General features: G+C 69.1%; 12 protein-coding genes. 8 read left to right on the top strand and 4 right to left on the bottom strand.

Annotation, left to right across the window (positions count from 1 at the left end):
• Positions 1-34: 34 nt before the first annotated feature.
• Positions 35-973, bottom strand: a complete 939-nt coding sequence (locus AC2EBU_RS00380; RefSeq protein WP_484610083.1) for a tRNA dihydrouridine synthase — start codon at positions 971-973, stop codon at positions 35-37.
• 237 nt (positions 974-1,210) lie between these two features.
• On the opposite strand from AC2EBU_RS00380, the gene AC2EBU_RS00375 reads away from it, so the two are divergent.
• From AC2EBU_RS00375 to AC2EBU_RS00350, 6 genes are all read left to right on the top strand, one after another.
• Positions 1,211-2,260, top strand: a complete 1,050-nt coding sequence (locus AC2EBU_RS00375) for a 6-phosphofructokinase (RefSeq protein ID WP_484608409.1) — start codon at positions 1,211-1,213, stop codon at positions 2,258-2,260.
• A gap of 11 nt (positions 2,261-2,271) precedes the next feature.
• Positions 2,272-3,003, top strand: coding sequence for a c-type cytochrome (locus AC2EBU_RS00370; protein ID WP_484608408.1), 732 nt, complete (start codon positions 2,272-2,274; stop codon positions 3,001-3,003).
• Positions 3,000-4,316, top strand: coding sequence for a c-type cytochrome (locus AC2EBU_RS00365; protein ID WP_484608407.1), 1,317 nt, complete (start codon positions 3,000-3,002; stop codon positions 4,314-4,316). Before AC2EBU_RS00370 ends, AC2EBU_RS00365 begins: the two co-directional genes overlap by 4 nt.
• Before the next feature lie 222 nt (positions 4,317-4,538).
• Entirely contained in the window at positions 4,539-5,027 is a 489-nt protein-coding gene (locus tag AC2EBU_RS00360; RefSeq protein ID WP_484608406.1) for a HugZ family pyridoxamine 5'-phosphate oxidase, read from the top strand.
• A 2-nt stretch (positions 5,028-5,029) separates the two neighbouring features.
• The gene (locus AC2EBU_RS00355) at positions 5,030-5,725 is read left to right on the top strand and encodes a pseudouridine synthase (RefSeq protein WP_484608405.1); all 696 of its coding nucleotides are present in this window, start codon (positions 5,030-5,032) and stop codon (positions 5,723-5,725) included.
• A 51-nt stretch (positions 5,726-5,776) separates the two neighbouring features.
• Complete coding sequence (locus AC2EBU_RS00350) at positions 5,777-6,532, top strand: SDR family NAD(P)-dependent oxidoreductase (protein WP_484608404.1); 756 nt, start codon at positions 5,777-5,779, stop codon at positions 6,530-6,532.
• Positions 6,533-6,661: 129 nt separating this feature from the next.
• On the opposite strand, the gene ppk2 is transcribed toward AC2EBU_RS00350, so the two are convergent.
• Positions 6,662-7,612, bottom strand: a complete 951-nt coding sequence (gene ppk2 / locus AC2EBU_RS00345; RefSeq protein ID WP_484608403.1) for a polyphosphate kinase 2 — start codon at positions 7,610-7,612, stop codon at positions 6,662-6,664.
• Between the two features lie 146 nt (positions 7,613-7,758).
• On the opposite strand from ppk2, the gene bktB reads away from it, so the two are divergent.
• On the top strand, positions 7,759-8,943 hold the full coding sequence (gene bktB / locus AC2EBU_RS00340; RefSeq protein ID WP_484608402.1) for a beta-ketothiolase BktB: 1,185 nt from the start codon (positions 7,759-7,761) through the stop codon (positions 8,941-8,943).
• Positions 8,944-9,045: 102 nt separating this feature from the next.
• Positions 9,046-9,831: a hypothetical protein gene (locus tag AC2EBU_RS00335; RefSeq protein WP_484608401.1), complete on the top strand. Its 786-nt coding sequence runs from the start codon at positions 9,046-9,048 to the stop codon at positions 9,829-9,831.
• Positions 9,832-9,961: 130 nt separating this feature from the next.
• On the opposite strand, the gene AC2EBU_RS00330 is transcribed toward AC2EBU_RS00335, so the two are convergent.
• Together AC2EBU_RS00330 and dnaE are read right to left on the bottom strand one after the other, a co-directional pair.
• Positions 9,962-11,047: a tartrate dehydrogenase gene (locus AC2EBU_RS00330; protein WP_484608400.1), complete on the bottom strand. Its 1,086-nt coding sequence runs from the start codon at positions 11,045-11,047 to the stop codon at positions 9,962-9,964.
• Positions 11,048-11,088: 41 nt separating this feature from the next.
• On the bottom strand, positions 11,089-14,622 hold the full coding sequence (gene dnaE / locus AC2EBU_RS00325; protein WP_484608399.1) for a DNA polymerase III subunit alpha: 3,534 nt from the start codon (positions 14,620-14,622) through the stop codon (positions 11,089-11,091).
• Between the last annotated feature and the right edge of the window lie 41 nt (positions 14,623-14,663).

The raw sequence follows: 14,663 nt of genomic DNA, 5'->3' as shown, positions 1-14,663 counted from the left end.
CAGGTTTGACGGACGCTCACAGCTCCGCCGCCGATCAATGTCCCGCGCGCGCCTCGGCCGCCAGCCAGGCCGCGATGTCCCGGGGGTCACCGACCCGGCGCAGCGTGTCGAAGGCCCGTGCCGCGTCCGGATAGCGCCGCTGCAACAAGAACAGCCATTGCTTGAGCCGTCCCGGGCGGTGCCGCGCTTCCACACCCACCGCCACGCGCTGCCAGTAGTCCGCCATCAGATCCAGCAAGTCGTGCCAGGACAGGCTCTCGGATAACCCGCCCGTATCGTGGGCGCGCAACGCCAGCGCCAGAGCGGGATCGGCGACCAGCCCGCGCCCCAGCATCAGGTTGTGGCAGCCGGATTCGCGACGGCAGCGCAGCGCATCGGCCACCGACCAGATTTCGCCGTTGGCGACGACGGGAAGCGCCACCGCCTCGACCACTGCGGCGATCCGGTCCCAATAGGCCGGTGGCCGGTACCCATCGGCACGGGTGCGGGCATGCACCACCAGCTCCTGCGCGCCCGCCTCGGCGATGGCCAGTGCGCATTCCAGGGTTCGCGAGCCATCCTGAAAGCCCAGCCGCATCTTGGCCGATACCGGTACCGAGGGCGGCACCGCGCGGCGCACCGCCGCGACAATGCGGCCGACCAGTTCCGGTTCGTCGAGCAGGATGGCGCCGCCGCGATGATGGTTCACCGTCCGCGCCGGGCAACCGAAGTTCAGATCGATCCCCTCGGGCGCCAACCCGGCCAGGCGGGCAGCGTTGTCCGCCAGGCAGGCCGGATCCGATCCCAGCAACTGTGGCCGCACCGGAACACCGGCCCCCGTGCGTGAGCCGGAGCGCAATTCCGGCACGATGCGCAGAAATACCCGTTCGGGCAACAGCTGATCAGTGATCCGGATGAACTCCGACACACAGCGATCCACACCCCCCACCCGGGTCAGCACGGCGCGCAAGCGGTGATCGAGCAGCCCTTCCATCGGCGCCAGCAGGATCAGGCCCCGCCGGGCAGGCGGCGGCAAGGGGTCGGGCGAATCGGGGGACACGGTCGGTGCAGGCACAAGCTCTGGAAAGGCAACCCGCCCGGCCGGCGGCAGGACGGAACACAAAAGTCGGGGCACCGTAGGTGCCCGCACGCCGCCATTGTCGCCGCTCATGCCGGATGCAGCCGGCGCGGCAGTATGCTTGGAGCCCTTGCATCGGCTACGGAGAATTTCATGCGTATCGGTCTGCTCACTGGCGGCGGCGACTGTCCGGGCCTCAATGCGGTAATCCGCGCCGTCACCAAGTCATTGCTCGGACGCTGCCAGGCCGAGGTGATAGGCATCGCCGACGGTTTCCAGGGTCTGGTCGAGGGTCGCGGCCGACCACTGGACTGGGGTGCCGTCAGTGGCATCCTGTTCTCCGGCGGCACCATCCTCGGCACCAGCAACAAGGCCAATCCGCTGGCCAGCGCCGCCAGTACCGAAGCGGCCCTGGGCTGGGCTCGACACTGGGGGCTTGACGCGGTGGTGGCCATCGGCGGCGACGGCACCATGCAGATTGCCCATGGCATGTCGCAGCATGGGCTGCCCATGGTGGGCGTGCCCAAGACCATCGACAACGACATTGAAGGCTGTGAGCAGAGTTTCGGTTTCGACACGGCCGTTGCCACCGTCACCGAAGCCCTGGAACGGGTCCAGACGACCGGCCAGAGCCATGGCCGGGTCATGATTGTCGAAACCATGGGCCGCTACGCCGGCTGGATTGCGCTGGAAGCGGGGCTTGCCGGCGCCGCCGACATCATCCTGCTGCCCGAACTGGACTACGACCTCCAGGCGGTGATTGACGTCTGCCGCGCGCGCGAGCACCGCGAACGTTTCACCGTGATCTGCATCGGCGAAGGGGCCAAGCCGGCGGGTGGATCACTGACCATCGAGCGGCACATCGCTGACAGCCCGGACCCGATCCGGCTGGGTGGCGTCGCCCACGCGTTGCGCGAAGCACTGCAACCGCATCTGAAAAGCGAGGTGCGATCAACCGTGCTGGGCCATGTGCAGCGTGGTGGATCGCCCACGCCGTTTGACCGCGTGCTGGCCACCCAGTTCGGCAACCATGCCGCCCATCTGGTGGCCGCAGGCCGGTTCGACCACATGGTGACCCTGCAGGGCGGCGCCATGAGCAGCATTGCGCTGGATGCCGTGGCCGGACGCAACCGACGCATCCCCCTGGATCACCCCTTGCTGACGACCGCCCGGGAAATCGGCGTCTCGCTGGGCCAGGCTTGACGTTCCGGACCATGATGACCCTGTACCGGGTCGCGCTGTTCTGCGCCCTGGCCGGTTTCCTGGCCGGCAGGCCCCTGTGGGGGGCCAGCCTGGGCGCAGACACTCTGGCGGCCCGTGTCAAGGCCTGCACTGCCTGCCATGGCGAGCAAGGCCGCGCGGGACCGGATGGCTATTACCCCCGGCTGGCCGGCAAGCCGGCGGGCTATCTCTACCACCAGTTGCTGAATTTTCGCGACGGGCGGCGCCACTATGGACTCATGTCCACCCTGGTCGAACCCCTGACCGACCGTTACCTGATGGAGATTGCCCGGTACTTTGCCGACCTGCAGGTGCCGTATCCGCCGCCAGCCCGGCCGGTGGTGTCCGACTCGGTGCTGGCACACGGCCGCCGTATTGCGGTGCAAGGCGAGCCGCAGCGGGGCGTACCCGCCTGTACCCACTGCCACGGCGAGCGCCTGACCGGCATGTTGCCGGCCACACCCGGCCTGCTGGGGCTGCCGCAGGACTACCTGAACGCCCAGCTGGGCGCCTGGCGCTCCGGTCAGCGGCGGGCCCATGCGCCCGACTGCATGCGTGAGGTGGTCGAACGTCTGGCGCCGGCCGACCTTGCTGCCGTGGCCGCCTGGCTCGCGGCCCAGCCGGTCCCGGTCCCTGCCGCACCGGCGGCGAAAAGCCCCCCACCGGCGACTGCGGCCCGCCCCGCCTGTGGCAGCGACCGTGTCGCCACGCAGGGGCCGCCATGAGGGTGCCGGCACGGGCTCGCCGGGCGGCCCTCCTTTTGGCCACGCTCAGCCTGGTGGCATTGGCCGTCTGGTCGTGGGGGGTGCGGGAGGCGGCCACGCCGCTCCTGGCCTCCGGTCCGGTGGCCGACCCGGCGGCCCAGGTGGCCCACGGCGCCGTGCTGGCCCGCGCCGGCAATTGCCTGGCCTGTCATACCGCCCGGGGCGGTGCGCCGTTTGCGGGTGGCCGCGCGGTCCAGACCCCCTTCGGCGCGGTATGGGCCGGCAACCTGACGCCCGAGCCGGACACCGGGCTCGGTCGCTGGAGCGCCGATGATTTCTGGCGCGCACTGCACTGGGGCAAGTCCCGGGATGGCCGGCTGCTGGTGCCCGCGTTTCCGTACACCCATTTCACCCGCGTCAGCCGGGCCGACAGCGACGCCCTGTTTGCCTACCTGCGCAGGCTGCCGCCCGTGCATCAGGCACGACCGGAGCACAGCCTGCGCTGGCCTTTGGGCACCCAGCCGGCGCTGGCGGTCTGGCGGGCGTTGTATTTCCGCCCCGGTGCGCTGCCGCCCGAGCCCACCCGCAGCGCCGAATGGAACCGGGGCGCCTACCTGGTCCATGGCCTGGCGCATTGCGGCAGCTGCCATGGCAGCCGCGACGCGCTGGGCGGGCAGCGAGCCGGCGGCGACCTCGCCGGCGGTCTGCTGCCCCAGCACACCTGGTACGCGCCCAGCCTGTACGACCCGGCCGAAGCCGGGCTGGGGGGCTGGGCGGTCACCGACATCGTGGCCCTGCTGCGCGACGGCATCTCGGCCCGGGGCAGCACCCGGGGGCCCATGGGTGATGTGGTTCGCCTGGGGACCAGCCATCTGCCCGAAGCCGACTTGCGCGCGATGGCGGTGTATCTGCAGGCGCCGGGTGGCAGCACCGCCCCGGCGCCAGCCGCGGCACTTGCCGGATTGGCGCCGCACCCACCGGTCGAGCCCACGGTGGCGGCCAACGGCGCGCGGCTGTACGAACGGCACTGCGCGGACTGCCACGGCACCAGCGGCCAGGGACACCCCGGCGCCTGGCCGGCGCTGGCAGGCAACCGCGCCGTGACACTGCCGGCAGCCACGCCGAACCTGGTGCAAACCGTGCTTTACGGTGGCTACCTGCCCGCCACCGCCGGCAACCCGCAACCGCACGGCATGCCGCCATTCATCCTGACCTTGAGTGACGCGGAAATCGCTGCCGTGCTTACCCATCTGCGCACCCAATGGGGCAACCAGGGGCCGCCCGTGACCACGCTGCAGGTTCACCAGGTGCGTGCCGGTGCCCCGGCGCATTGATCCCCGAGGTGCGAAAACTTCGCATTTGATAGCGGGATACGACCTTTTCACGCTGGGTATGGACCAAAATGACATAAAAGCGCCCGCGATACCGCTCCGGCCGGTGCGGCACCGCCCCATGGGCCTGCCGGTTGGGGTGCGGGCGCCGCAGCGGTGCCACAATCGCAGCCGCCCGCTGCCCCACCCCGCTGCGCCCACCCCGTTGACGATGTCCCGCTGAGCATGTCCCACGAAAGCCGCCTTGCGCGCGAACTGCGCACCCTCCTGCACAGCCGTCGCGTCGCGGCACTGGGCACCCTGGATGCCGCCGATCCGGCGCAGCCGTTTGTCTCGATGGTGCCCTACGCGGTCTGGAGCGGCGGCGGCGCGCTGGTGGTGCACCTGAGTGGCCTGGCGGCACACACCGGCAACCTGCAAGCCCAGCCGCGCGCCTCGCTGCTGGTCATGGCCGCCGAGGTCGCGGGCGAACCGGTCCACGCGCTGCAACGGGTCACCCTCGACGTGCTCGCCCACACGCCCGAACGCGGCAGCGCCGACTGGCAGGCCGCCCGCAGCACGTATCTGGATCGTTTTCCGGAAGCCGCGCCGATGACCGAACTGGGCGACTTCCGCTTTGTGCTGCTGCAGCCCCAGGGGGCGCGCCAGGTGGCGGGATTCGGTGCCGCCCGCAGCGTCGACGCGCAGGAACTGCGGGCCGCACTGGCCGCCTGAACATGGCAGCCGCGCGCGAGCCTGCCCCCTGGTCGCTCGGGCCGCCGGCGCCGCCGGGCCTGGCGCTGGTCCATGCCGATGCGGCGCTGCTGGTGTTTGACAAACCGGCCGGCCTGCTCGCCGTGCCCGGCCGAGGTGACGACAAACAGGACTGCCTGGCCGCCCGCGCCCAGGCGGAATTTCCCGATGCGCGGGTGGTCCACCGGCTGGACATGGCAACCTCCGGCCTGATCGTGCTGGCACGAGGCGCCCCGGCGCAGCGGGCGCTCAACCTGGCGTTCGAAAAGCGCCAGGTGCACAAACAGTATGAGGCTGTCGTTTCGGGCCGCCTGGAGCCGGCGGTGACCGACGACCGCTGGAACCTGATCGACCTGCCACTGATCGTCGACTGGCCCAACCGCCCGCGCAGCATCGTCGATCACACCATCGGCAAACCCAGCCGCACCCGCTGGCGGGTGCTCGGCCACGATCCGCAAGCCGGCACCACCCGCGTGCTGCTGGAGCCGGTCACCGGCCGCTCGCACCAGCTGCGCGTGCATCTGCTGGCATTGGGCCACCCCATCCTGGGCGATCCGCTGTATGCACCAGCCGCTGCCCTGGCGGCGGCGCCGCGCCTGCTGCTGCATGCCCGGCGACTGGCCCTGTTCCACCCGGCAACGGGCGAGCCCCTGGTGTTCGACAGCCCGCCACCGTTCTGAGCCGGTGCAGCGCTTGCGCCATCCACCACGCCGCTTGGGTACCATCACGCCATGAAACCGTCCCTCACCCTCCTCACCGGCGCCTCGCGCGGCATGGGCCTGGCCATGGCCCGCCAGCTGCTGGCCGCCGGTCACACTGTGGTTGGTCTGTCCCGACAGGTCAACCACGCCCTGGCGGACGAAGCCGCTGCCCGGGGCGCGACCCTGTTGCAATGGCCGACCGACCTGGCCGATGCCCCCGCCGCTGCCGCGCAGCTGGGCCACTGGCTGGGGCAGCAGGCGCCGGACACCTTTGCCAGCGCCACACTGATCAACAACGCCGGGGTCATCGCGCGCATCGGCCCGCTGTCCGACGCCGAGCCGGCCGATCTGGCCCGGGCGCTGCGGGTCGGGCTGGAGGCGCCGATGGCGCTCACGGCCGCCTTTCTGGGCGCCACGGCGCACTGGAGCGGGCCGCGCAAGGTGCTGAACATCTCCTCGGGCCTGGGCCGGCGCGCGATGGCGTCGCAAGCCGCCTACTGCGCGGCCAAGGCCGGCCTGGACCACTTCACCCGCTGCCTGGCCCTGGATGAAGCCCTCAAGCCCCACGGTGCCAAGGTCTGCTCGCTCGCCCCCGGCGTGATCGAGACCGACATGCAAGTGCAGCTGCGCGGCGCCGATCCGGCCGTCTTTCCGGACCGTGCCGCGTTCACCGGCATGAAGGAAAAAGGCCAGCTGGCCACCCCCGACGACGCCGCTGCGCGGGTGCTGGCCTTCCTGAACCGAGCGGATTTCGGCGTCAACCCGGTGGCCGACGTGCGCGACTGAGCCCGGGCCGGCCCGCGATGGCCGTTTGGGCCGGTTTTCCGGTCAAAAGTGGCGATACCCAGCGTAAAAAGGTGCTTTTACGCTATCAAATCAGGATTGATCGCCGGAATCGGCCCGAGCGGCCCGGTCTCAGTACACCTGCGGCACGATGATTTCCGCCGGCACCGGGTGCCGCACATAGTCTTCGTGGCGTTCGCGCGGGGGCAGCACCACGGGGGCGCGCTCGACCTCCTGGTAGTCCATCTGACCCAGCAGGTGGGCGATGCAGTTCAGGCGCGCCTTTTTCTTGTCGTCGGCGGGCACGATCCACCACGGTGCGTCGGGCATATGGGTCCGCTCCAGCATCGCCTCCTTGGCGCGGGTGTAGTCCTCCCACCGGCGGCGGCTTTCCAGATCCATCGGGCTAAGTTTCCATTGCTTGAGCGGGTCGTGGATGCGGCCCAGGAAGCGCAGGTTCTGTTCGTCGTCCGAAATCGAGAACCAGTATTTGATGAGCTGGATGCCCGAGCGGACGAGCATCTTCTCGAACTCCGGCACGTCGCGGAAAAAGGCCTCCACGTCGTCCTCCGAGCAGAACCCCATCACCCGCTCCACGCCGGCGCGGTTGTACCAGCTGCGGTCGAACAGCACCATCTCGCCGGCCGCCGGCAGGTGCGACACGTAGCGCTGGAAGTACCACTGCGTGCGCTCGCGGTTGTTGGGCGCGGGCAGCGCGGCCACCCGGCACACACGCGGGTTCAGGCGCTGGGTGATGCGCTTGATGACACCGCCCTTGCCCGCCGCGTCGCGGCCCTCGAAGATGATCACCACCTTGTGGCCGCTGGCCACCACCCAGTCCTGCAGCTTCACCAGCTCCGCCTGCAGGCGGAACAGCTCGCGAAAATAGTGGCGGCGGGTCTCGCGGCTTTCCAGGGTGAAATCCGGCGAGGTGTCACCGGCCAGCTGGGCCAGGGTGCGGTCTTCGAATTCCAGCTCCAGCTCTTCGTCGTAGCCGTCGATCAGGTCGCGGTGGATGCGGTCCATCAGGGCGGCGTCGATCGACTCATCCGCTGCGGTGGGGGGAGAATCTTCAGGTTTCATGCCGCCGCAGTCTGCCGGGCGCCCGTGACGGATTGATGACAGAACCGTGTCTGGCGAAGCGTATCCGGTCCGCAAACTGTCAGCCCCGAGTCACCGTTTCGTATGACAATAAGGGTTTTCACCACCCACAAACCTGGAGACAGACCATGAGCCGTGAAGTTGTTGTTGTCAGCGGTGTGCGCACCGCCATTGGTACTTTTGGCGGCAGCCTGAAGGACATCCCCACCACCGAACTGGCCGCCATGGTGGTGCGCGAATCGCTGGCGCGCGCCGGTGTGGACGGCGCCGACGTCGGCCATGTGGTGTTCGGCCACGTCGTCAACACCGAGCCCAAGGACATGTACCTCAGCCGCGTCGCGGCGGTCAATGGCGGTTGCGCCAAGGAAACGCCGGCCTTCAACGTCAACCGCCTGTGCGGTTCCGGCCTGCAGGCCATCGTGTCGGCCAGCCAGTCCATTTTGCTGGGCGACTGCGACGTGGCCATCGGCGGCGGCGCCGAAAACATGAGCCGCGCCCCCTACGCCAGCCTGGCCACCCGTTTCGGCGCCCGCATGGGCGACACCAAGATGGTGGACATGATGGTGGGCGCGCTGCACGACCCCTTCCACACCATCCACATGGGTGTGACGGCCGAGAACGTGGCCAAGGAATTCAACATCACCCGCGAAGACCAGGACGCCCTGGCGCTGGAAAGCCACCAGCGCGCCGAGCGCGCCTGGGCCGAGAACCGCTTCGCCGGCCAGATCCTGCCGGTGATGCTCAAGACCCGCAAGGGCGAGGTCGCCTTTGACAAGGACGAGCATTTCCGCCCCGGTGCCAAGCTGGAAGACTTCCAGAAAATGAAGCCGGTGTTCGTCAAGGAAAACGGCACCGTCACCGCCGGCAATGCCAGCGGCATCAATGACGCCGCCGCCGCGGTGCTGCTGATGGAAGCCGGTGTGGCCAAGGCCCGCGGCGCCAAGCCGCTGGCCCGCCTGGTGGGTTACGCCCACACCGGCCTGGAGCCCAAGATCATGGGGGTGGGCCCGATCTCGGCGTCCAAGCTGGCGCTGCAGCGCACCGGCCTGTCGCTGGACCAGATGGACGTGATCGAAGCCAACGAAGCCTTCGCCGCGCAGGCCTGCGCCGTCACCCGCGGTCTGGGCGCCGACCCGGCCAAAGTCAACCCCAATGGCTCGGGCATTTCGCTGGGCCACCCCATCGGCGCCACCGGCGCGGTCATCACCGTCAAGGCCCTGTACGAACTGCAGCGCACCAACGGCCGCTTCGCGCTGGTCACGATGTGCATCGGCGGCGGCCAGGGCATCGCGGCAATTTTCGAGCGCATGTAAGCCGCCTGCCCATGCCAGAAAGAAGGCCCTTCGGGGCCTTTTTTTGTTGACATGCGGTAGATTGCACCCCCGACCCCAGACCCACCGCCGACCGCCCCGACCATGACCCGCCTGCACACCGAATGGCAACGCCTGACCGGGGACGACCCCGCCCGCATGCTGGTGGTGGAGTTGACCGGCCCGGCCCCGTGGACTGCCCTGGCCCCCTTGTGGCGCGGTGTGCAGGCGGACTGGGGCCTGCCCGCCCCCGCCATTGCCGTCAACGGGCGCGATGGCGTTCAGCTGTGGTTCCTGCTGGCGCAGCCGCTGGCCGCCGATCAGCGCGCCGCATTCGCGCAGGCGCTGCTTGCCCGCTATGTGGTGCCCTTGCCGCGCCAGCGGGTGGCGTGTGACCCGGCCGAGTCCGGCGGCGCTTGCCTTCCGGCCGGCGCCCCCGCGGCACCGGCCTCCCCCCGCCGGGTTCCCTGCCGGCACGCCGAAACCGGCCACTGGTCTGCCTTTGTCGCGCCCGACCTGGCGCCCCTGTTCGACGACGAACCCTGGCTGGACCTTGCCCCGGGCGACGACGCGCAGGCCGACCTGCTGATGCGGCTGACACCCACCCCCGCCGCCGACCTGGTCCGTGTGCACGCAAGCCTGCGCCCACCGGCGCCGCCTGCCAACCCGCCCGCGAACCCGCCAATCGCCTGCCCCCCGCCTGCCTGGGGCACGATGCCGGCGCCGGTCGCCCCCGCCGACGCGTCGGGAGCATCTGCCGGCCCCTACACTGACCCGCGCGACTTCCTCCTCGCCGTCATGAACGACCCCGGCGTGCCCCTGCCGCAGCGCATTGATGCGGCGCGCGCGTTGCTGGCGGCGCCCGGCCCCCGCCCAGGGCCACTGCCGTGACACCACAGGCGCCACAAATACTATCATATCGATAGCAAAAAACGACCTTTTTACGCTGGGTATGGCCGGTTATGGCCAGAAATCGTTGCCCCGAGCCGGTTTTCCCGCCGCCAGGCCGCCTCCGACCGCTTCAGGGCGACCCGGTCCCCTGCGCCACCGCCCGCGCAATCGCCTCGCCCATCTCCACCGTGGTGGCGTTGCCGCCCAGGTCGGGGGTGCGCGGGCCGCGGACAATGACGTCTTCAATGGCTTTGACGATGGCGTCATGGGCGGCCTGGCAGCCGAGGAACTGCAGCATCAGCGCGCCGGACCAGATCATGGCCACCGGATTGGCGATGCCTTTGCCGGCGATGTCGGGCGCGGAGCCGTGCACCGGCTCGAACAGCGAGGGGAAGTTGCGCTCGGGGTTCAGGTTGGCCGACGGGGCCAGGCCGATGGTGCCGGTGGTGGCCGGGCCGAGGTCGGACAGGATGTCGCCGAACAGGTTGGACGCCACCACCACGTCAAAGCGCCCCGGCTGCAGCACAAAACGCGCGCTCAGGATGTCGATGTGCTGCTTGTCCACCGTCACCTCGGGGTAGCCGCGGCCAACCGCATCGGCGCGGCCGTCCCACCAGGGCATGCTGATGGCGATGCCGTTGCTCTTGGTGGCCACCGTCAGGTGCTTGCGCTCGCGCCTGCGGGCCAGCTCGAAGGCGTACTTCAGCACCCGGTCGGTGCCATGGCGGGAGTAGACCGACTCCTGGATCACGATCTCGCGCTCGGTGCCGGCGTACATCACGCCGCCCAGGTTGGTGTATTCGCCTTCGGTGTTTTCGCGCACCACCAGGTAGTCGATGTCACCGGCCTTGCGCCCCGCCAGCGGGCACGGCACACCGTCGAACAGGCGCACCGGGCGCAGGTTGATGTACTGGTCGAATTCGCGCCGGAATTTCAGCAGCGAGCCCCACAGCGACACATGGTCCGGCACGGTCGCGGGCCAGCCCACGGCGCCAAAAAACAGCGCGTCCTGCCCCTGCAGCTGCGCCTTCCAGTCGTCCGGCATCATCTGGCCGTGCTGCTGGTACCAGTCGCAGCTGGCCCAGTCGATCGGGGTGTAGTGCAGCGCCAGGCCAAAGCGCTGGGCGGCGGCATCGAGCACACGCGCCCCCTCGGGCAGCACTTCCTTGCCGATGCCGTCACCGGGAATCAGCGCGATCTTGAACGCGTGGGTCATGGGTGGATTCTCCGGTTGGGGTTGCAGCGCCCGGGCGCCGTTCAGCTTTCGTAGACGACCTGCGCCTGGCCCTGATGGGCCTGGGCGATCCAGGCGGCCAGGGCGTCGTCGCTGGGGTAACAGCGGGCGTGTTCGCCCAGCTCCAGTTCGGCCTGCACGTCGGGCAGCTCCGCGCTGGCGGGGCGGGTCAGCGCCAGTCGCACCGGCAGACCACGCAACAGGTCGCCCGCCTCGGTGCTGACACGGCGGGGTGGATGGTCGGCCAGCAGGCGGGCCACGTCCGGCGCGCGGCCGTTGACGGCGACCCGGATGTGTTTTCCGAAGCGGCAGCGCGCGGCGGGCAGGTCCCACACCTGCTGCACCGTCAGCTGCAGTCCGCCGGAGAAGCGGTCGGGCATCAGCTTGCCCATGACCACCACCAGTTCGTCGTCCTTGAGCTGGGCGCGGTGGGCATCGAACAGCGCCTCGTCGGCGCGGGCGTCGATCGTGCCCGACTTGTCGTCCAGCTTGAACAGCGCCAGCCGGCCGCGCTGGCCGTTGATGACACGCAGCTCACCCACAATGCCGGCCAGCAGTTGCGGCTCGCGGCTGTCGCTCAGATCGGCAATGGGGCGGCGCACAAACTGCCGCACCTCGCGCACCACTTCGTCAAACAGGTGGCCGGAGAGGTAAAAGCCGATCGCCGTCTTCTCAAAACCCAGCTGCTCCTTGATGCCCCAGGGCGTGGTGTCCACCAGCGCCGGCTCCTGGGTGCTGGAGCCGTGGGCGTCGTCGTCCAGGTCGAACAGCCCTCCCTGGTTGGCATGGGCTTCGGCGGCCAACGCAAATTCGAAGGCCAGGTCGACAGAGGCCAGCAGCGCCGCACGGTTGCGCTGCAAGGAGTCGAACGCGCCCGCCTTGATCAGCGCCTCCACCGTGCGCTTGTTCAGCCGCGTCCGGTCCACCCGGCGCACGAAGTCGAACAGGCTGGCAAACGGGCCGCCGGCGTCGCGGGCGCGCACAATGGCCTCGATGGCCTGCTGCCCGGTGCCTTTGACGGCGCCGAGCCCGTAACGGATGACGGCGTCCGATACCGGCTCGAAACGGTAACTTCCGCGGTTGACGTCCGGCGGGTCAAAACGCAGGCCGAATTTCAGCGCATCCTCGAACAGCACCTTGAGTTTGTCGGTGTCGTCCATCTCCACCGTCATGTTGGCGCAGAAGAACTCGGCCGTGTAGTGGACCTTGAGCCAGCCGGTGTGATAGGCCAGCAGCGAATAGGCGGCGGCGTGCGACTTGTTGAAGCCGTAGCCGGCGAATTTCTCCATCAGGTCGAAGATTTCGTCGGCTTTGGCCTCGGGCATGCCATGGGTAGCCAGCGCGCCGGCGCGGAACTTCACCCGTTCCTTGGCCATTTCCTCGGGCTTTTTCTTGCCCATGGCGCGGCGCAGCAGGTCGGCGCCGCCCAGGGTGTAGCCGCCCAGAATCTGCGCGGTCTGCATCACCTGTTCCTGGTAGACCATGATGCCGTAGGTTTCGGACAACATCTCGGCCACCGCCGGGTGCGGGTACTCCACCGGCTCGCGGCCGTGCTTGCGCGCCACAAAGCTGGGGATCAGGTCCATCGGGCCGGGGCGGTAGAGCGCGTTCAGGGCGATCAGGTCTTCCAGCCGGGTGGGCCGGGCGTCCTTGAGCATGCCTTGCATGCCGCGACTTTCAAACTGGAACACCGCCTCGGTGCGGCCATCGGCAAACAGCTTGTAGGTGGCAGCGTCGTCCAGCGCCACGTTTTCGAAGGCAAAGTTCTCCTGCCCGGGATGGCGCTTGCGGATCAGCTCACGCGCGATCTCCAGAATGGTCAGCGTGGCCAGGCCCAGGAAGTCGAACTTGACCAGGCCGATGGCCTCCACGTCGTCCTTGTCGTACTGGCTCACCGCCGAGTCGCTGCCGGGCTGCTGGTACAGCGGGCAGAAGTCGGTGAGCTTGCCCGGGGCAATCAGCACGCCGCCGGCATGCATGCCGATGTTGCGCGTCATGCCTTCGAGTTTCTGCGCCATCTCGATGACGGTGCGCACGTCTTCTTCTTTCTCGACCCGTTCTGCCAGCAGCGGCTCCAGCTCCAGCGCGTAGTTGGCCTTGTCGCCCTCCTTTTTCGGCTTGGGCGGGTAGGCCAGGGTGTAGGTCTGCCCCGGCTTGGCCGGAACCAGCTTGGAGATGCCGTCGCAGAAGGTGTAGCTCATGTCCATGACCCGGCCGACGTCGCGGATGGCCGCCTTGGCGGCCATGGTGCCGAAGGTGGCGATCTGGCTGACCGCGTCCTTGCCGTATTTCTGCTTGACGTAGTCGATGACGCGGTCGCGGTTGGCCTGGCAGAAGTCGATGTCGAAGTCGGGCATGGACACCCGCTCGGGGTTCAGGAAACGCTCGAACAGCAGCGCGTATTCCAGCGGGTCCAGGTCGGTGATCTTGAGCGCATAGGCCACCAGCGAGCCCGCGCCCGAGCCCCGCCCCGGCCCCACCGGGCAGCCGTTGGCCTTGGCCCACTGGATGAAGTCGCCCACGATCAGGAAGTAGCCCGGAAAACCCATCTTCAGGATGGTGGCGAGTTCGAACTCCAGCCGCTCCACATAGCGCGGCCGCTCGGCTTCGCGTCGCGCCGGGTCGGGGTAGAGGTGGCGCAGGCGCTCTTCCAGGCCTTCGAAGGAGACGTGGCGGAAATACTCGTCCACCGACATCACGCGCCCGTCGACCGGCGGGATCGGGAAGTTGGGCAGCTGCGGCTTGCCCAGCACCAGGGTCAGGCTGCAGCGGCGGGCAATCTCCACCGTGTTGGCCAGTGCGCTGGGCACGTCGGCAAACAGCGCGGCCATCTGCGCGGCGCTTTTGAAGTACTGCTCGCGCGTGAAGCGGCGCACCCGCCGCGGATTGGCCAGAATTTCGCCTTCGGAAATACAGACCCGCGCCTCGTGGGCCTCGTAGTCCTCCGGCTGCAGAAACTGCACCGGCTGGGTGGCCACCACCGGCAGCTTCAGCCGCGCGGCCAGTTGCACCGCGCCCGCCACCTGGGTTTCGTCATCGGGGCGGCCGGCGCGCTGCAGTTCCAGGTAGAAACGGTGCGGAAACAGCCCGGCCAGTGCCAGCGCGGCCTCGGCGGCGCGGGCCGCATCGCCCTGCACCAGGGCCTGACCCACCGGCCCCGCCTGTGCGCCCGACAGCAGGATCAGGCCCTCGGCCCGCTCGCGCAGCCAGGCCAGTTTGACCACCGCCTGGGCCTTGTGCACCTGCCCCGTCCAGGCCCGGGCCAGCAGCTCGCACAGGTTCAGATAGCCCTGGCTGTTTTGCACCAGCAGCAACACCCGCGAGGTGGCGCCCGTGTCTGCGCCCAGGCCCTCGAGAAAAATCTCGGCCCCCAGCACGGGCTTGACCCCCTTGCCACGCGCCTCTTTGTAGAACTTGACCGCCCCGAACAGGTTGGACAGATCGGTCAGCGCCAGGGCAGGCTGCCGGTCCGCCGCAGCGGCCTTGACCACGTCGTCAATACGGGTGGTGCCATCCACCACAGAAAACTCGGAATGCAGGCGCAGGTGAATGAACATGGCTGCATTGTAGGAGGCCGGGTGGGCGCCGGTGACCGCGT

Source organism: Curvibacter sp. T50, from assembly GCF_057219955.1.
The sequence above is the reverse complement of the archived record's forward strand: the minus strand, read 5'-3'. Positions and strand labels throughout refer to the sequence as shown.